This window comes from Neobacillus bataviensis, from assembly GCF_019969725.1.
The window spans coordinates 119,427-139,416 of record NZ_JAHXYW010000011.1; the positions used below are offsets into that span (position 1 = coordinate 119,427).

16 protein-coding genes are annotated in these 19,990 nt (G+C 41.5%); all 16 read right to left on the minus strand.

Translation table 11 applies throughout. The features are described 5' to 3' along the window. Positions 1–16 precede the first annotated feature (16 nt). The 16 genes from LC455_RS23200 to LC455_RS23275 all read right to left on the minus strand — a co-directional run bounded on the left by LC455_RS23200 (position 17) and on the right by LC455_RS23275 (position 19,230). Positions 17–2,761 carry a glycoside hydrolase family 2 protein gene (locus tag LC455_RS23200; protein ID WP_223594448.1) on the minus strand — a complete coding sequence of 915 codons (2,745 nt, stop codon included), beginning with the start codon at positions 2,759–2,761 and terminating at the stop codon, positions 17–19. Positions 2,762–2,780: 19 nt separating this feature from the next. Beyond that, entirely contained in the window at positions 2,781–3,614 is an 834-nt protein-coding gene (locus tag LC455_RS23205) for a carbohydrate ABC transporter permease (RefSeq protein ID WP_223594449.1), read from the minus strand. 18 nt (positions 3,615–3,632) lie between these two features. Next, the gene (locus LC455_RS23210; protein WP_223594451.1) at positions 3,633–4,586 is read right to left on the minus strand and encodes a carbohydrate ABC transporter permease; all 954 of its coding nucleotides are present in this window, start codon (positions 4,584–4,586) and stop codon (positions 3,633–3,635) included. A gap of 82 nt (positions 4,587–4,668) precedes the next feature. Then, complete coding sequence (locus LC455_RS23215; RefSeq protein ID WP_223594453.1) at positions 4,669–5,952, minus strand: ABC transporter substrate-binding protein; 1,284 nt, start codon at positions 5,950–5,952, stop codon at positions 4,669–4,671. 129 nt (positions 5,953–6,081) lie between these two features. Continuing rightward, entirely contained in the window at positions 6,082–6,999 is a 918-nt protein-coding gene (locus LC455_RS23220; RefSeq protein WP_223594455.1) for an ArsR/SmtB family transcription factor, read from the minus strand. Between the two features lie 734 nt (positions 7,000–7,733). After that, positions 7,734–9,122: a sensor histidine kinase gene (locus LC455_RS23225; RefSeq protein WP_223594457.1), complete on the minus strand. Its 1,389-nt coding sequence runs from the start codon at positions 9,120–9,122 to the stop codon at positions 7,734–7,736. Continuing rightward, positions 9,112–9,786 (minus strand): response regulator transcription factor, encoded by a 675-nt coding sequence (locus LC455_RS23230; RefSeq protein ID WP_223594459.1) that lies wholly within the window; start codon positions 9,784–9,786, stop codon positions 9,112–9,114. Before LC455_RS23230 ends, LC455_RS23225 begins: the two co-directional genes overlap by 11 nt. A gap of 105 nt (positions 9,787–9,891) precedes the next feature. Then, on the minus strand, positions 9,892–10,560 hold the full coding sequence (locus tag LC455_RS23235) for a PspA/IM30 family protein (RefSeq protein WP_223594463.1): 669 nt from the start codon (positions 10,558–10,560) through the stop codon (positions 9,892–9,894). Position 10,561: 1 nt separating this feature from the next. Continuing rightward, positions 10,562–10,960: a hypothetical protein gene (locus tag LC455_RS23240; protein ID WP_223594465.1), complete on the minus strand. Its 399-nt coding sequence runs from the start codon at positions 10,958–10,960 to the stop codon at positions 10,562–10,564. A gap of 270 nt (positions 10,961–11,230) precedes the next feature. Next, positions 11,231–12,259, minus strand: a complete 1,029-nt coding sequence (gene dmpG / locus LC455_RS23245; RefSeq protein WP_223594467.1) for a 4-hydroxy-2-oxovalerate aldolase — start codon at positions 12,257–12,259, stop codon at positions 11,231–11,233. A 21-nt stretch (positions 12,260–12,280) separates the two neighbouring features. Further along, positions 12,281–13,165 carry an acetaldehyde dehydrogenase (acetylating) gene (locus LC455_RS23250; protein ID WP_223594469.1) on the minus strand — a complete coding sequence of 295 codons (885 nt, stop codon included), beginning with the start codon at positions 13,163–13,165 and terminating at the stop codon, positions 12,281–12,283. 47 nt (positions 13,166–13,212) lie between these two features. Then, positions 13,213–13,992 (minus strand): IclR family transcriptional regulator, encoded by a 780-nt coding sequence (locus LC455_RS23255; protein ID WP_223594471.1) that lies wholly within the window; start codon positions 13,990–13,992, stop codon positions 13,213–13,215. A gap of 161 nt (positions 13,993–14,153) precedes the next feature. Beyond that, positions 14,154–15,386 carry a Zn-dependent hydrolase gene (locus tag LC455_RS23260; RefSeq protein ID WP_223594473.1) on the minus strand — a complete coding sequence of 411 codons (1,233 nt, stop codon included), beginning with the start codon at positions 15,384–15,386 and terminating at the stop codon, positions 14,154–14,156. A 266-nt stretch (positions 15,387–15,652) separates the two neighbouring features. Then, positions 15,653–16,945 carry an AAA family ATPase gene (locus LC455_RS23265; RefSeq protein WP_223594476.1) on the minus strand — a complete coding sequence of 431 codons (1,293 nt, stop codon included), beginning with the start codon at positions 16,943–16,945 and terminating at the stop codon, positions 15,653–15,655. Between the two features lie 77 nt (positions 16,946–17,022). After that, positions 17,023–17,649 (minus strand): histidine phosphatase family protein, encoded by a 627-nt coding sequence (locus tag LC455_RS23270; protein WP_223594477.1) that lies wholly within the window; start codon positions 17,647–17,649, stop codon positions 17,023–17,025. A gap of 198 nt (positions 17,650–17,847) precedes the next feature. Next, on the minus strand, positions 17,848–19,230 hold the full coding sequence (locus tag LC455_RS23275; RefSeq protein WP_223594478.1) for an L-cystine transporter: 1,383 nt from the start codon (positions 19,228–19,230) through the stop codon (positions 17,848–17,850). Between the last annotated feature and the right edge of the window lie 760 nt (positions 19,231–19,990).

A 19,990-nucleotide genomic window follows, 5' to 3' on the forward strand; every position in this document is an offset into this window, starting at 1 on the left:
AATCACTAAATGGTAATTAATGCTCGACAAATTCCGGGCAGTGACAGGCACCGGAATCAAAAAGTTGCTTAGCATCCACCCTAGACAAATGATCAAATACCTGGGTTGCAATGGGGTGTTTCCCATAATTCTCATTAAGTTTCCATGTAGTCAGTGTGATGGTTCCTTTTCCGTACCTTTGTACCATCATTGAAACACCCATTTGGCCGACCCATCCCTGAAAGTAACCTGAGATAATCTTGGAGGACAAGGCGAGACCGGGGCTTCCAAACATATGAATCGTCCGGCGGCCGCTAGCTTTTTTGTAATCGCTGACAGGTACCACAAAGTCCGGAATCAATCGGTCTACTTCCCAGCCCATCTCTGGATTTAAAGGAATCCCCGGGAAAAATTTCTCGTTGACGAAATTAAAGGACGAGGCGCGCGGCCAGCTTTCTCCCTTCGGCAGCTCCCTGAAGGTGAACTGCCCCTTCTCCTCGATTCGATCCCCATCTTCCGCAAGAAAGATTACGTCCCCGCCTTTATGAACAAAACGTAGAACTTCTTCATCCAGACGATTCGTTACCACCTTTACATCAGTGTCCAAATTGTTTTTGATTTGGTACCCATTCAAAGTGAGCTCTGATTGGAAGCGTTCTGGCAAGCTGTAAACTGCAATTTCTTCTTTTTTCTTGTCCAATTTTGGTGTAATGGTCAGTTCTTCAGTATTGATTGCCACTGTTTGACCGACCACCTTTAATGCAAGCTTCAACTCATAAAAACCGGATTGTTCCACCTCCGGAACTTGGAAGGAAACGGCCTCTTCAACACGGATAAAGGCTTCTCCGGCAGAGTGTACCGGTAGGATCCCGCTTAACTTCAATCCCGGAATAGACCACTCAACCACACCATGAAAAGACTTTAAGTTGTCATTGCAAATGATGAGGTCCATCGTCACCCTCTCGCCTGACCAAACATTGTTTGTCACTTTATCTGCCATCACGGCTAACGGTCCGTTAAAATCAATCAGGCGCTCAAAACCTTCTTTCGGATTTCTAAGGTAATCCAGCCAGCCATTGGTTTCCCATTCAATATCGGAAAATTCTGTCACTACATAGCCTGCAATTTCCGGACGTTTTCTCATTTCTTCAATAACCGATTTCACGGCTCGGAACATCCTTTTTTGTGATGCAGCAGCCAAGTCCTCGAAGTCCTTAAAAGAATCTTTTAATTGATATCTTGTGAAATTGGCTTGTCCAGTTGTTGGTTTCTTGTAGTCCTCCTGATGCGATTCTTCGCCCTGGTTGACGAACCACCAAGGCTCCTCTCCGTAATAATCCTTCAGCTTTTCCACACTTGGCAGTCCCCACACACCAAACTCAGAAACAATAATCGGTTCGCCATTTGACTGATAACCATCCACAAAGTTTTTATCAGGTTTTCCAATCACAAACTCATCCAAATCTTTCTGCCATGCTTCCAGCTGGTCCGGGCAGACAAAATAACGGTGATGATCATTGATGTCTGTTTTGACATGTGTCCAGCCGGAGTTATCACAAATCAGTCTAGTAGAATCGAGCGCTTTAACATAATCATACATTTCTTCTACATGCTTTTGTTTGAGAGGGTCATTGGCCAAATCCCATTCCAATCCCCATTCCTCGTTATAGATCGACCAAATCACAATAGAAGGATGGTTAAAATCTCTATGAATCATGGCGGTTAATTCGTTTTGAAATCTTTTCGTCGCCTGTGGTGTAAACTTGACATAGTTTGGCGGTTCGGCCCAAATCAGCATGCCCATCCTGTCAGCCCAGTATAGATATCTTGGAATTTCTACTTTAATATGTTTTCTTAGCATATTAAAGCCCATTTGTTTAGCGAGCCTAATTTCATTTTGGATATACTCATCTGACGGAGCCGCATAAACCGTATCCGGATAAAAGGCCTGATCCAATGCACCGCGGATATAAACCGGCTTGTTATTGAGCATGACTCTGCCCTTTTCAAACGACACCTTTCTCATACCAAAGGTCATCGTCTTCACATCATCGCGGCAAGTCACTTCAAGATCGTAAAGGTGCGGGTTCTCTGTATCCCATAAGATGAAGTTTGGAAGCGGCATAATGGTTTCGCTATGGTTTTCCGTTATATTCATCATTTGTACAGCATCTGGTTGACCGGCAGATAGGTGGCTGCGGACAGCAAATTGAACTTCTGCTCCACTTCCTAACTCCCCATTCAAACGGAAGGCAATTTTTATTTGACTGTTCTCCAGGTCCGGTGTTACCTGAACGGTTTCAATATATATATCGGACCTTCTTTCTAAATGAACGCTTTGCCAGATTCCGCTTACCCTTGTGTACCAGCTTCCTTGCTTGCCAATGGGAATTTCCGCGTTGTCCTCGGGATCATAAACTCTGACCGTTAAGATATTTTCACTATCCTGAACCAAAAGGTCGGTCATTTCAAATTCAAAAGGGGTGAATCCCCCCTCATGTTCACCAGCATACTGTCCGTTAAGCCAAACTCTTGCATGGTAATCTACAGCACCAAAGCAAAGGAATATTCTCCCTCGTTTTTTGGGAAAATGAAATCTTTTTTCGTACCAGGCTGCCCCATTATAGTTAACGAGGTTTTTTCCATCTCTTTGCCAAATATGCGGCACCTCTACATCGCGGCTGTTCGGAATACCTGCTGCTTGCCAGTCCAGCCATTCCCCTTCATCTTTCGGGTCCAGTCCGAATTTCCAAATCCCGTCCAAGCTTATGCTTCCCCTCATCTTGACTTCCTCCATATTCTTATTTAATTCCTGTCATCGTGATGCCTTTGATAATGTGCTTTTGGAATATGATAAAAACGATTAATGCAGGCAAACTTGCCAGCATATTGGCAGCCATCGGAATCGTAAGCTCCGCTGCATAACCACTTTGGAAAAGAGGGATCCCAATCGGCAGGGTCATCATCTTTTCGTCACTGATAGCGAGAAATGGCCATAAAAAGTTGTTCCAGGAACTAATAAAGGTAAATATCCCAAGCGCAGCCATTGAAGACCTAGACAGCGGCAGGAATATACTCCACCAGATCCTGAGCTTATTGGCGCCGTCCATTTCTGCCGCTTCCACTAGCTCCTTCGGAATTGCATCGTAAAATTGCTTTAGTATTAAGACACCAAGCGGCGCCGCTACACTTGGAAAAATGATCGAGCTGTAACTGTTAACAAGACCGTTATCGACCATCATCAAAAACAATGGAACAATCGTTGCCTCAGTTGGCACCATTAGTCCTGCGATAATCACCCAAAAAACAAGTTTACTGCCCTTGAACGGGATTCTTGACAAGACATATGCTGCCATTGACGTCAACAGCAACGTCAACGCCGTTGTAACAATGGCAATATAGACGCTGTTCCACGTCCATCTCCAAATCGAGGCGTTTTCGGAAACAAACTTATAGTTGTCCATAGTAAAAGGAGGTTTGATCAGTTCCGTCAATACCGTTACCGGGCTCCCATCCGGTTTAATGGCGGTCATCACCATCCATAACATTGGGACTAACCAAATTAGTACGAGCGAATAGCTAAAAATATACAGGAGTGTTCTCCCAGGTTTCATTCTTGGCTTTACTGCTTCCATGTTTTCTCCCCTCTTGTCCTAGTCTTTTTTTGCCATAAATTTAAATTGTACTACAGCAAATAAGATCATCACTAAAAAGAGCACGTAAGACATCGCGGATGCGAGTCCCATGTCATTCGTACGGAAGCCCGTCTCATAAATGTACTGAACAAGTGTCCGAGTCGAGGTTCCAGGTCCTCCATTGGTCATCATGTAAGACTGTCCGAATAATTTAAATGAACCAATCGATTGGAGAACAACAACTAATAAAATGACACTTTTTAAGGAAGGCAATGTGATATATCTGAAGCAGTGCCAGCTGTTGGCACCATCGATTTTTGCTGCCTCGTATAAATCATCTGGAATTTCCTGCAATCCCGCTAAAAACAAGACCATGTTGAATCCGATTGTCCACCAGACGGTTGCCAAAAGAATGGAGAACCAGGCAAGATTTGTACTGTTCAACCAGAAAATCTCGTTTGTCACTCCTACTGACTTGAGAACGGAAGTCAACAGACCTGTATAGGGCTGCAGGACAAATACCCAGATACTGCTAATAACAGAGATTGATAGAATATGAGGAAGGAAAAAAGCAGATCTAAGAAAACCTGTGCCTTTTAGCTTTGCATTTACGATTAATGCCAGTAAAATTCCTATTATTACAAGTGTCGGAGTTGAAATTAAAACGAAGTAAAGCGTGTTTCCCAACGCTTCCCAAAAGAAGCTGTCTTGAAACATAGTCTTGTAGTTTCCGAAACCTACAAATGTTCTCTCATTGCCGATCGTCCATTTGTACAAACTGATGATGAACCCTTTAATAATCGGATAAAGCATAAACCAGGAATAAAAAATCAAATAGGGGGCTAGAAACAGCCATGCGAATAAATTAAGCGATAACGTTTTTTTGTTTGCCAATATATTGGTAAATTTATTTTGCTTTTTTGATGGTACAGGTTCGTGTTTCCCTTTGCTTGCTGATACTGCTGGTTCCATCTTTAAAACCTCCTCCTTAAGAGAACTTTTCCCCTTTAAGAAAGGAAGCCCCATTTACAGGGGCTGCCTTTCAAAACAGATTTTATTTGGAAAGCAATTGATTTACTTCCTTTTCCGCCTTGTCCATCACTTCGTCTACAGAAGCCTGACCGTTCATAACCAGATCAAAGTTTGCACGAAGAATGTCACCAATCGGGAACAGCTTGTCCGAATTAGGCATGAAATTTACATCATTAACAACTTCGACATAGTCATTACGGTACTTCTGTTCTGTAAATTCCTTTGACTCGGTAACGGCAGGCTTACTTGGAACGTGACCGGCTTTTGCCCACATAGCACCATGGTCAGCCAGCCAGTTTGCAAATTTAACTGTAGCTTCTTGTTTTTTCTTATCTACGTGTTTTTGGATTGGCAATACAAGTGTATGTGAGTCTCCCCATGTCGCCTTTTGCTCGAATAATTGCGGAAGTGTCATTACACCAAAATCAAGGTCCTGGGACTTTTCAAATGACCCAGTCGACCACACGCCATTGAAGTTGACGGCAGCCTGGCCAGCTGAAAAGATTTCTCCGCCGTTTTTCACGTTTTTCGGCCAGAACTTATACTTATAGACCATATCCGAAATAAACTGCAGCGCTTCCTTTCCTTCCTTATTGTTGAAGGCCGCTTTCTTACCGTCTTCACTTAGAAGTTTGCCTTCCATCTGGCTGTATAAAGACCACCACATCCAGTAAGGAGCATTTCCATTAGAAGTTCCAACATATGGCATAACATTTTTAGGAGCTTTTTCTTGAACCTGCTTTAGGAATTGGACAAATCCTGCTGCACCCGGGTCCATTTTCGGCTTGCCATTATCATCTAATAATCCGGCGTCGCCAAGAATTTTTTTGTTATAAAACATAACCATCGCGTGTGTATCAAGCGGAATCGCCATATGTTTATCTTCGAAAATCGTCGCATTTAGAATGTTTTCGTTAAATGAATCCCATTTAACCCCTGCTTTTTCCGCAATTGGATCAAGCTCTTGAATCATTCCTTCAGGAACAAGTTCTCCAAGCTTTGAGGTATGGGCCACAGCTACGTCTGGCGCTTGCTTGGAAGCAACCGCTGTACGGAGCTTCGTGTAATATTCTTCCCATTTAAGATTTAACATTTTAACTTGAATGTCAGGGTTGGCTTTATTGAATTCCTCTACCATTGCTTTCATGAAATCACCGTCACCGCCGCTGAATGGAACCCAGTAATTCAATTCTACCTTTTTGCTAGCGGTTTCATTTTTGCCGGCTGTTTTTTCTGAACTGCTGCAACCTGCTAAAGCCGAAACGACCAAAAGTAAAAGGACCACAAATATGTTTAGCTTTTTCAATTCATTTTCCCCCTTAATTATTTTATAATATTTCGAAAATTAATATAACATGTTTTATCATTTTATTACAATAAACATTGTAATAATAATTTAAAAAATAGGTCCTTAGGACCGTTTTTTCTTTTTGTTCTAACTTTTATTAGAATAAAGTAACTTCATAATAATGCCTTGTTCATAATTCCCAAAACGATGTCCAAATAAATTCATCCCCCCGGCATTTACTGCATCCTTTTTTACTCCAAACCGGACCGAAATAAATGGCTTTAACTGAAGGCCGAGTTCAGTAATGGTTACGTCGGATTGTTTAATCCCGTCAATAAAGGACCCCTCTTTATTTATGCTCCAATTTTTCAAAAGACCATATTGGGTATTTTCTGTATGCCACCACCCAGGTGTCAGGAAGCCTCTTTGTCCTCCAAAATCCCCCGGGCTCGTCCAAGTTCCTACTTCAATATTATTTACCCATACCGTAATATCCGAGGGCCAATCGAGTTTGTGATAAGGGGCTTCTGAGCATATTTCAGCCACAATCTCCAAATTTTCTTCTTCAGCCCCATAAGGGATTCGATTTGGAAAACGATACTCCACAAATCCCCTTCGAAACCATAACAGCTCCGCGTTTTTTCTGTCAGGCTCATAAAAAGTTCTTGGTTCATCCTGCATGCCAATCAAGCCGGTTTCGCTGACCAGACCGCATGTTGATTCCACATCGCAATCTACGTATTCCCCTATTGGCATATCGATTGTTATGATATTTTCATCCAATGGTTCTTCCTTCCGAAGATTGATGACAATCCGATCGTATTTTTTTGAACTTACCTTTTGCATCCCGCGGCCTGGAATTAATTCCGTTGAAATAAGACCTGCATCCTCCAGCTTTTTAATATTCACTGCGGCTGTAGAAAAGGGCAGGCTCATGATATCGGAAATTTCATTTACATTCATCGGTCCCTGTGAAAGAATTTTAAGCATTTCCATCCGATGTTCGTTCGAAAGAGCCTTGCATATTTCAATCGCTTCCTCCAAAGTTAATTGCAGTGTCCTCATGTCGTGTACTCCTCTTCGAGTTAATGAAAATATATTACCATAAAACGTCAAAAGATACCTGTTCTCTGCCGGTTGTTACGGAACAGCAATTCAAGTAATGAAAAAAACTACGCCTACGGTGAAAAAGAGTTGTTCATACGACATTGATGAGGGAAATGGATGCCGACGATTTTCCACAAAATACTCTTCTACCAAAACTAATCAATCGTTTGATTAAAATGCTTCAAATATTTGTAAGCTGAGTAAGTCTCAATAAAGGATTTCTAAACATTTTCCCCAAAAAACTGCAAAAGCAGTGCGATTTCATTGGGAATGAACTGCACTGCTTTTTTAGTTGTTTATATATGTTTTTTCCTATGGCAGACCTAAAAAGAGAACGGCTTAAACATATGTCATTTGGATTTTAATATATTCATAAAGAAGATAAGGTGAAACAATGCTATCATTCTGCCGATTGGGCTTGAGATGTCATCACCCCTCATTTTAATTTTATTAAGGTAAAAACTACCTTGAAATTGTTAAATTGCTTAGTATATTTTTGGTTTAATCCTCCAACTGAGTTATAAACTAAAATTAGTTTTTTAATGTTCAAATAAGAAAAAAGGCGACCTTCATCTTGAAGAATCGCACCTGTTGGATTAAGTTCAATTTTTAACATATCATTATTAAACTAGATTTTGTGGTTTGTTGGTTGTCTTTTCCACCAATGGACCATTTTTGGTGTTCTAAGTTTTTTATCTTTTTAGTCCATATGGAATCCTTACAATAAAGGTACTTCCTTTTCCAATTTCACTGGATACTTTGATTGTTCCTTTATGTGTTTCGACAATCCACTTGGCGATGGAAAGCCCCAAGCCATGTCCGCCCGTTTGCCTGGTCCGTGATTTATCAGATCGAAAAAAACGTTCGAAAATTCGCTGGCAATCCTCCTTCTTGATGCCGATTCCGGTATCTTGAACAGCAATCCCGAGCTCGGTTTCATCTCCTGAAAGGAACAGCTTGACTTCCCCTCCATTTGGCGTGTATTTAATAGCATTGTCTAAGAAAATATATAAAAGCTGAGATAGACGCTGCGGGTCGCCAATTACCATACGTACAGGCGGGGCATTTAAGCTGAGCGAGATTTGTTTGGAAGCAGCCAGCGGACTAACGGACTTCAAGGCCTTTTCTGCATGCGGGCAAAAGTCAAATGTTTCTGTTCTAAGCTCGACTGCATTGGAATCGGATCTGGCCAATGTTAAGAGGTCACTGACAAGTTGAGTCATCCGCTTTACTTCCTGTCTCATATTCGAAAGCATTTTCCCAGAAAAGTCCTCTTTTTGCGGTTCAATCGTCATTTCCATCGCATCTACCGATGAAAGCAGAACACTTAAAGGTGTTCTCAGTTCATGGGAGGCATCTGCGACAAATTCCCTCTGCCTTGAAAAGGCTCCGCTAATTGGAACCATCGCCCTTTTCGACATGGACGTACTAATAGCGATTGCAATTCCGAAAAAGATACCACCTAAAGCAACTAGAATAATGAGAATCCAGTGAAACAATTGATAGACAAATGATATGTCTTTTCCTGCATAAAGCTGACCAATGAATTGGCCGTTATAATAAATGGGCTTACTGGCAATGATCAATCGGATATCCTGATTCGTTTCAGAAGGATGGAATTCGCCTTTATTGCCCCTGCTCTCCATACGCAGAGTTTTTTTCTGTATTTCATTTTGATGACCTTCCTGCAAAATTCGGAGAATATCGGGACGGATGCGGCGATTAGCTTCTTGTCCCATTATCACTTCCCCATTAGTGCCTACTACATAATAGAAATATTGATTCACTCCAGCGAAGACAACCTCTTGATTTTGCATGTCATGCAAATCCGTTTGATTATTTTTCAATAAATATTCTTCAATGTAGGCGGCTTCCTGATTTACTAAAGTTTGAAGCTCCTTTTCCTGATTTTGCATGATTACAAAATGGAGCACAAAATACACGATGACGATAAAAACGATGAGAAATAACACCAAAATTCCGCTATAAATCCGGGTAAGTTTACCTTGTGTGCTCTTAAAAACGTCCTTTTCCCTATGACTGGTAACTGAACGAATATATGATAATGGGTTAAGATTCAAATTTATACCCTACCCCTCTAATGCTTTGCAGCTGTTCTTGTTTTCCAAGTGGAACCAGCTTTTTGCGGATCAATTTGACGGTCGCATCAATCGTTTTCATGGCCACATCCGCATCAAAGCCCCAAATCCGTTCAAGTATGACCTCGCGCGGCAGGACTTGTCCTTTATTTTGCACCAATAAATCCAAAAGCTGAAATTCACGGGGACTTAATAGAATCTCCTTTCCGCTTGAACGTACGACGTGACTCATCCGATTCAGAATCAAATCTTCCATTTCGATTTCCTCTTCTAAAATAGGCGCATAGTTGCGGCGGGAAAGTGCCCGTAAGCGGGCTAGCAGCTCGTCAATTTCAAAAGGTTTGACGAGATAATCATCAGCGCCGGAATCCAGACCTTCGATACGGTCCTGAACCGTATCCTTTGCGGTTAACATGAGGAGCGCACCGGAATAACCATTTTTTCTTAGGCGTCTGCAGATTTCTACTCCGCTCCCGTTTGGCATCATCCAGTCCATAATTATGACATCATAAGGTAAGGAAGTGGCATAATAGTACGCATCGTCCCCTTCTTGAACCCACTCAACCTTGTATCCGGCTTTCTTCTTTAACATATATACGATTAATTCGCCTAGGCGTGAATCATCCTCTGCTAATAAAATATTCATTGCTAAGACTCCTTATAGAGTTTTTTCTTTACCAATAAAGCCTAACTTAGCAAGCTTAAAATTCACTTAAAAAGAGCACCTCATATTCAGGTGCTCTTTGGTCTACTAAATTGTTACCTTTTCATTTTTTAATTTTTCAATTTCGTTATTTAGTTCCTCATCGTTAATGAAATTATCATAGGCTGTATCAAATTGTGCTAAAGGGGCGGCGAATTGGCTGCCTGCTTGTACTTCTGCTTCCATTAACAAAATCCTCTCTTCGGCACGGGCTACCCCTCTTGCAATCGTGTCAGTCTGGAAGGAAACAGTTGCTTTCTGAATTTGTTTCATAGATTGTGCCACATTAGCACGAGAGGCTAATAAGATTTTCTTTTGCTGCATTTGGTTGTATGTTTCTTTCAACTGGTCTAATTTTTCAACTAAGATTTTCGTCTGAGTTTTTACTGCCTCATATTGTTCCTGATAGAGAGCGGCCTGCTTTTCTAGGGTGAGCTTTTCCTGCACGGCCAGTTTTGCCATTCCCTCTTCGCCTTTTTCTATGGCCAGCTTCGCCTGGCGGGTACGCTTGTCCTCTAACGCCTGTGTTTCAGATATGAGAGCCGCCTGTTTATTTTCTACAAAAATTTGTCGTGCTAGCGCTTTTTGACCTTTTGCAATTTCTTGCTCCATTTCTCTGGAATATTCATTTAACATCGCGATCGGATCCTCGATCCCGTCCAATAGTCCGTTAACCTCTGCCATGGCAATTGTTTTTACTCTTCTAAAAATACCCATTTTATTCAGTCTCCTTTTTAGTAATAATATTTTTTTCCCATTGGTCTAAAATCGCTGCATTTTGATTCATGACCGGTGTATGTGAACCCACAATAGATGTGTCAATAAACTGCTTCATGGAAGAAGTCTTTGCTTTTTTTCTAAGCCATCTTACTAGTAGAACGAGGACAGCTAGTCCAATAATAAGGGCGAGCCATGGGAATCCGCCTTCATGATGCGGACCGTTCATGAACTGGTTATGACCGAAGCCTCCACCTCGTGTTCCCATTCCTCCATGGCCTTGTCCATGTGGACCTCTGGCAAAAGCGCTATGCCCTCCTAAAAGAAAGTGGAGTACATTGATCACCAAAACTGAAGCGGCAATGATAATACCCCAGAAAACAACTTTGTTCTTTTTCATATATATTTCCTCCTTTCGTTCCTTGATGATATGAATTCTAATAGAGAATGGTGAAAACTTGGTGAAAGAAAAGCTAGTTATGAAATTCTTTTTGTAAAAAAAATATATAGTAGGTTTCAACTAAATTGTGGAGGGAGTGGAGGGATTCTACAATTTTTAGGGTACTTCCTACAAATCTGAGCGGGGATTCAACAAATTTCCAATCCACTTCTACAAATAAAAAGGACCTTCCCGATTTACAGGAAAGTCCTTGATTGGTGCCTGGCACCGTTATCGTACTGTTTCTACACTCTTAGCTTTGGCAATTTCTGCGGCCACATCTACGATCATGTCCTCTTGTCCGCCGACAACTTTGCGTTTACCCAACTCTATTAAAATATCGCGTGAATCGATGCCGAACTTGGACGCCGCCCGTTTCGCATGAAGTGCAAAGCTTGAATAAACCCCGGCATAACCAAGCACAAGACTGTCTCTTGTAATCTCTTGTGGAGTTTGTAAAATGGGTGCGACAATCTCTTCAGCCAAATCCATCATTTTATAAACATCTACGCCTGTTTTGATGCCCATCCGGTCAAGCACGGCAACAAGTACTTCCGTTTGCGTGTTACCTGCTCCGGCACCTAAACAGCGGACACTTCCATCAATTCTAGTAGCGCCTTCTTCGATTGCCACCAAAGTGTTGGCCATAGCAAGGGAAAGGTTGTTATGACCATGGAAACCAATGTTTACACCTACATGCTGTTTCAAGGCACGGATGCGCTCTCGAACCCCATCAGGAAGCAAGGCGCCCGCAGAATCGACTACATAAATCGAGTCTGCTCCATAGCTTTCCATTAACTTTGCTTGCTCTACTAATTTATCAACCGGCGCCATGTGTGACATCATCAAAAATCCGACGGTTTCCATCCCTAGTTCCTTCGCGGCATGAATATGCTGCAGGGAAACGTCTGCTTCCGTTACATGGGTGGCTATACGCGCCATCTTTGCCCCTAATTTCGCTGCTTCCTTTAGGTCTTTAACCGTCCCAATTCCTGGCAGGAGAAGGACCGCAATTTTAGCCTTGTCTGCAACCGAAACAGCCGCCTCAATTAATTCCAGTTCATTTGTTCGGGACAGGCCATACTGTAAGGATGAACCTGCTAAACCGTCACCATGGGATACTTCAATATAAGGAACGCCTGCATCGTTTAATGCTTTTGCTACCTTTAAAACCTGTTCAACTGTAAATTGGTGGGCAATGGCATGGCTGCCATCCCTTAATGCTACCTCTGTGATAAAAATATCTCGGGCATTTGTCATTGTGTTGTTCTCCCCTTTCTATTAAACTAGCTGATTCGCTTTTAGATTTTTCGCAAACTCTTCCGCTACCTTTACGCCTGCGGCTGTCATAATGTCCAGGTTTCCGGAGTATTTCGGAAGGTAATCACCCGCGCCTTCAACTTCGATAAAAATAGTCACCTTATTGCCATCAAAAATAGGTTCGGTACGCAAGCGATATCCAGGCACATAAGACTGAACTGCTTTTTCCATTTCTTTAATAGATTGGGTGATCTTCGCTTCATCCATCGTTCCTTCTTCTACAAGGGCATAAACGGTATCACGCATTAATATTGGCGGTTCGGCAGGGTTAAGGATAATGATTGCTTTTCCTTTCTTCGCTCCCCCAACTTCCTCGATTCCTCTTGATGTTGTGACCGTAAATTCATCAATATTAGCACGCGTTCCTGGTCCGGCACTGCGGCTGGAGATGGTTGCAACAATTTCCGCATACTCTACCGGGCTTACGCGGTTAACCGCATGAACCATTGGAATCGTTGCCTGACCGCCACAAGTAATCAGGTTGATATTCTCCGCTTCGATGTTCGAACCCATATTTACTGATGGAACGACAAATGGTCCTCTTGCTGCCGGAGTCATATCAATCACTTTTTTCCCTGCTTCTTTTAGAAGCTTTGCATGGCGGATGTGGGCTTTTGCTGAGGTGGCATCAAAGACGATATCTGCTAATTCAGGCTGCTCAAGAAATCCTTCTAAACCTATATCGATGGCTGTGTACCCTAATTCTTTGGCACGTCGCAATCCATCAGAATCGGGATCAATACCAATGACAGTCGTGAGTTCCAAAATTTCAGAACGCCCTAATTTAATCATGAGATCGGTTCCAATATTACCTGAACCAAGAATGGCAACTTTTACTTTTGACATGTTCGTTCTCCTCCTTTAATTTCTAAAAATAATTTATGTAACCCCGCCTACGCTAACGCAGGTTGGGTTTTAAATCCCATATTTGTTGAAATCGCTAATGCAGCCTGTTTAATTTCTTTAATCACTTTAGCCAGCTTGTCTTCGGTAAGCCTCACTTTTGGTGAGGCACAGCTAATGGCGGCAATAACCTTCCCTTGATGATTAAAAATGGGAGCGGCTACACATTTGAGACCTAATTCAATTTCTTCATCATCGACAGAATAGCCCTGCTCCCGAATCGTTTGAAGCTGTTTTTTTATCTCTGCCTTGTCCGTCAAGGTATACTCGGTAAACGGTTCCAAATCCTCGTTCGCTAAGAGTCTATCAATCTCTTCTTCCTCTTGAAAGGCAAGAATGGATTTCCCTACCCCTGTACAGTGGATTGGAGCTCTTTTACCGATTTGTGAGTAAATTCTTAAGGAGCGGGGACCATCCAATTTTTCAATATAAATGACTTCACCGCGTTCAAATACAACTAGGTGGACGGTTTCCATAAGTGATTCGACTAATTCTTTCATAATCGGACGGGCAATATTTCCGATATCAAATTGGTTGCTTACTTTGTTTCCAAGCTCGAAAAGTTTTAAGCCAAGCTTATATTTCAAATCATCGGGATTCTGTTGAAGATACCCTCGATATTCGAGGGTTTTGATGATTCCATGAATCGTACTTTTTGAAAGACCAAGCTTTTCACTGATTTCTTTTACACTGAGTTCTTGATTGGAGGCTAAAAACAATTCAAGGACGTCTGCTGCTCTTTCGATGGATTGAATGTATCGTTCAGCCATTTTCGATTCCTTTCTGTTCGACATTGTCGTATGCCGTTCGTAAATATTTAACTTATGTCTTTATAGTAACCAACAAGCAATATATCTGTCAATTCAGAATTGTTGTTTTTCAAAAAAAAAGACTCTTCCCCCTTTGTTGGTGGAAAAGTCTTCGAGTTCATTTATTTTGATAATAAAGCTAACACTGTGTCTAAAATTACATTTACTCCTTTTTCGCAATCTTCCCAAGTGGTTAGTTCCTCTTCGCAATGGCTTTTTCCGTTAATGCTTGGAACAAACAGCATGGCAGTAGGGACGTAGCTGGCGATGAACTGGGCATCGTGGCCGGCGCCGCTGACCATTCGTTTATTGGAATACCCTAATGAGTTTGCGGACTGTTCTAATTGGATGCAGATTTCCGGTGCAAACCAAACGGTGTCACGGTCCCATAGCTTGGTTGTTTTGATCTCACAGCCCTCATTGTCTTTAAAATTTGCCAATCCCTGAATGAAATCTTTGACGGTACCGACAATTTCCATATCTTTGTGCCGTGCTTCAAGAGTAAAGACGACTTTATTTGGAATGACGGTATGGATGCTTGGATACACGTTTACTCTTCCAATCGTAAAGACCAGATCAGGATCTAAAGAGCCTAAACGTGAGCGAATTTCATTGATTAAATTATTGGTGGCGAAAAGGGCATCCTTTCTCATATCCATTGGAGTCGTTCCCGCATGGTCGGATTCACCTGTTACTTCAATTTCATAACATGCCATCCCAACGACACATTCGACGACACCAATTGTAAGTGATTCCTTTTCGAGAATTGGGCCTTGCTCGATATGTAGCTCTAAAAAGGCGGTTGCTTCTTTTAGACGATTGGATGCTTCTCCTTCATAGCCAATCGATTTAAGTGCTTCTTCAAACGTCATTCCGTCAGCATCTTTCTTTTTCAGCATGACAGATTTGTCAAATTTGCCCGAGAGCACACCTGAAGCCATCATCGAAGGCTCAAATCTTGCTCCTTCTTCATTCGTAAAGTTGACAATGGTAATCGGAATCCGCGGCTTAATGTTATTTTCCACTAATGTTCTCACCACTTCCAGCCCGGTGACAACACCTAAAACTCCATCAAAGCGGCCGCCTTTTTTGACAGAATCAAGATGGGAGCCAATGAGAATCGGCGGTTTATTTTCCGTGCCTTCAAGTGTGGCATACATGCAGCCCATGTCATCCACCTTGACTGTCATGCCTAATTCCTCGCAGCAGGTTCGGAAATAATCTCTTACGCGGCGGTCTTCCTCTGACAATGACAGGCGTGTGACCCCGTTATTTTCTGTACGTCCAAAGTCGGCGAACCGTTCTAGTTCCTTTTGCAGTCTTTCCCCATTAATCAATAACTTTTGTTTCTGCATTTAAAACACTCCCTTTTAGAAAATAAGTTCAACTATTTTCTTTTAATGTTTATAAATCTCTTAGAGTACAAAAGCGGGAAAATTCAGTCATTTTAATCATATCTTGGACGACCCTCATTTGTCACTAGACAAAATATCAAATCCTTCACATCAATTGTTTTATAGTTTGTATGATTCACAGTACACGCCACAAAAAAACACCCAGCATAACGCTAGGTGTCCACTGTATACGTACAAATGTCCACGAATGGTGCCTGACACCATTTTTAATCACTTGTAAAGCCGGTAAAGCCCATGGAAGCGGTTGAGAATGATTCATCCCATTTTTGTTTGCGTTGTTTGTGCTGGTCGGATTTTAGGTCTGCGCATAGACGGGTGATTTCGACCTTCTGATCATAATGCCATTCTAACGCGATGGAGGCATAAAGCTCATTAAGCTGGGCATACGAGAAATCCTTTGTTGCCTCGATGACTTCCTGAATCTCTTCCTCAGAGAGGATACGATCAATTTTTTTACGAACCAAATACTGATAACGCAGCTCCTTCGTTGGCAATTTGATCTCATAAGCGCGGTCAAATCGGCCGGAACGGTTCATCAGTGCCGGATCAATCTTTTCTGGGTAGTTCGTCGTCCCGATAAGGAAAATTCCCTCTTTAGAAGTCGCCCCATCTAATATGTTTAAGAAAACAGACCGAACACTTGCAGGCATGGAGTCGATATCCTCAATTACCAATACCAATGGCGTCAATTTTAATACAGAGGTGAACACCTCTTTAATCGTATAGCTAGAGGTGAATTCGGTAATCTGCCAATAGGCGACAGGCGCGTTAATGCTGCTGGCAATGGATTTCACGAGTGTTGTCTTTCCATTCCCCGGCTTTCCGTATAAGAGGATCCCCCGCTTGTATGGAATATCATAGGTTTTGAAAAACTCGCCGCTCTCGGAGAAAAATTGGTCAATTGAACGATAGATTTCTTTCTTTAATGATTCCTCTAAAAAGACATCTTCTCGGGTTACTAAGCTAGTAATGCTTTCAATCTCGGTTTCCACACCGTCATCCGTGTCCGTGAAAACCGTGACATAATTTTTGATATATTCCCGTTTTCTCTTCAGAACATATTTCAGAAACGACACTAAACAAGCATCATTTTTGGCAAAAATAAGATCTCGGTCCATATCTCCGTCACTTTGAAAAATCATCACTCTCGATAGTGCCACTTCATAGTTCGGATAATAGTAAAGACCGTTTTCTACACGCGGTTTTACAATGAATTCCATCGTTTTATCGGTATGGTTCGACGAAATCGTTTTCGTCTCGCCTTCCTTATAAATATAGCTAATCAGCTGCAATTCCGAAGATTCCTCTTTTAAGTCTTCTTCGAGGATATCCCAAATTTCATTGGAGGTATCTGAATCAGAGTACATTTGAAATTCGATTCCCGTTTCAGCTAAAAGCTTTTCTTGAATAGTAGAAACAATTTTGCCAAAGTCATAATAATATGGCAAGGCTTCTCGGTCTACTTCCCCTATTTGAAAAAGAACATTATTATTTTTCATTCAGTTCTCCTTTTAAAAAATATACACCTTTATTATCTCTCTATTATGCTAATAGTCTAGTGGATGATTTTAGCATTTCATTCCTCTACAATTGGAACAAAAATCTTTTCATATTGGTAATCCCAATCCGCTTCGTGAATCTTAATGACTGATGCATTTTCTACTGGTTTAAACTTCGCTAGTGATTCAATAGGCCAATTCATTAGGAACGTAAGGAACATCTGAATAAAGGCTGCATGCGTGACGATCACGACATTTTCGTGCCGCCCCTGCTGTTTCACGCGTTCTAGGACAGTGTTCATAAACATGGTTGCTCGCAGGTACACATCGGCTAATGATTCTCCATTTTTGTAGCGGAAATAAAATTGTCCCGCTGCTTTAAATTCCTTCTTTGCCTCCGGAGTGCGATTGTTAAAATCGTATAAATTTCCTAACTCCCACTCTCTTATCAGCGGATTCTGGAAAAGTGAAACTTGCTCGGGCAGTAACGAATGAATCGACTGCGCCGTTTGCATTGTCCGTAAATAGGGAGAACAAAATAGGACTGACTTTTCATTCACAATCTCTTTCATAAATTCAGCTGTCATTTGTGCTTGCTTATGGCCAATCTCCGTCAAACTATGCTGGGAATCATGAGTATGTGCCATCAAGGATTTATCCACATTATGCTCTGCTTCTCCATGGCGAATTAGATAAATATTCATAGTCTCCACCCCTTATGTATTTAATCGCAATCTCGATTATCTTAAAATCTACTTTACCAAGTTCCTAATGATTGGTAAAGGAAGATATCTAAATAATCTGAATTGTACATTTGAAAAACCAAGAGGATCCGTCGGAATCGGCATTAAAAAAACTGGATAGCTTTTAAATTGCTATCCAGCTTTGTTATTATTCTTTTTTTATGCCTCTACGATATCAGGCTGTTGATATACTTCGGTTTCAAATTCACCTGTCGCTTTACTTGTTAAGATCCCGGCAGTCATGGCGCCGCTGACGTTTAGGGCTGTGCGTCCCATGTCAATCAAAGGCTCAACAGAGATTAATAGACCGACAATGGCTACAGGCAGGTTCATGACAGATAGGACAATCAGGGCTGCGAAGGTGGCGCCTCCGCCAACACCTGCTACGCCAAATGAGCTGATGGCCACGACTAAAATAAGCGTTAGGATAAAGGATAAACTTGTTGGGTCTACCCCTGCTGCAGGTGCGACCATAACAGCTAACATTGCTGGGTAAATTCCAGCACAGCCATTTTGACCGATGGTAAGCCCGAAGGAGCCTGCAAAGTTGGCAATTCCTTCAGATACTCCTAAATCCTTCGTTTGCGTTTTAAGTGTCATCGGAAGTGTTCCGGCGCTAGTTCTTGAAGTAAAGGCAAAGGTTAAAGTTGGCAATGCTTTTTTCACATAGTTATACGGGCTAAGTTTTGCTAGCATTAATAACAGTAAATGCACAATAAACATGATGATCAGTGCCACATAGGATGCAATAACAAACTTACCTAATTTAGCAATGGCATCGTAATCACTTGTCGCGGCTACCCTTGAAATAATTGCAAGGATTCCGTATGGCGTCAGCCGGAGAATGAGTGTAACCACCCTCATGGTTATCGAATAAAGAGTATCTATTATTCTCGCAAACGATTCTGCATGCTCTGAATCCCTGCGTTTGACACCAAGATAGGCAATTCCAATTAAGGCAGCAAAAATGACGACGGCAATGGTAGAGGTTGGCCGGGCTCCGGTTAAATCCTGAAACGGATTGCTTGGGATGAGCTCAATTATTTGCTGCGGCAGCGTCATATTTTCTACACCGGCTACCCGCTCTTCTAATTGAGCATTCCGGGCTTTTTCCGCTGCCCCTTCTGTTAACTGAACACCATCAAGGTTAAATCCTAATGCTGACCCAATCCCAATGGCAGCAGCAATGGCAGTGGTTCCAAGCAGAATTCCTATCACTAGGAAACTGATTTTACCAATGTTTTTCGTCAATTTCAGCTTTGTAAAAGCTCCAACGATGGATATGAATACTAGCGGCATTACGACCATTTGCAACAGTTTTACATATCCGTTGCCGACAATATTAAACCAATCGATTGAACCAGTGGTTACTTCGGATGTTGTTCCATAGATTAAATGAATGAGATAACCAAAAATAATACCTAAACCCAGCGCAGTAAAAACACGCTTTGAAAAGGAAACGTGCTTTTTTTGCATCATGAACAAACCAACCATGAGTAATACCAAAACGGCAATATTCACGATGATTAAAAAGGTATTCATATTGTTCCTCCTCAAAATTTTGTGGAAATCACCAATCCATACATTCCCATCAATCAAGTCGGAATTGTAAATTACAACCTTCATCAAACGTTTGATATTTAATAGTTATGTAACATATAAACTTTATATACCAAGCCTTTAGGACTATTTAATCAATCGTTTGATTAATTTTTCTGTAATATGACAAATAACAGACGCAGTATGACTTCAGACCCGTTTAATCAATCGTTTGATTAGTTTTTTTGTAACATGGCAAATATCAGTTTCGGAATGACTTCTCCCTAGGTTAATCAAACGTTTGATTAGTTTTTCTGTGACATGACAAATATCAGAGCCGATATGACCCCAGCCCCGTTTAATCAATCGTTTGATTAGTTTTTCAGAAACATGGCAAATATCAGGACCACTATTACTTCGGCCCCGTTTAATCAAACGCTTGATTAGTTTTTCTGTAATATGGCAAATATTCGGCCCAGCATGACTTCAGCCCCATTTAATCAAACGCTTGATTAGTTTTTCAGAAACATGGCAAATATCAAGACCAGTATGAATTCGGCCTAGTTTAATCAAACGTTTGATTAGTTTTTAAGTAATTTATTTAAAACGGGACTAGAAAGCCCTCTTAGCAGCTCAGATATTATTCGCTGATAAATCCTTTAAATCCGCTGATATTTTGTATTTTTCCGCTGATAAACGGCTTATTATTAGTTTCTTAAACTTCTTAATTGCGAAAAAACAGCTCTTATTTGCGAATCCGAGG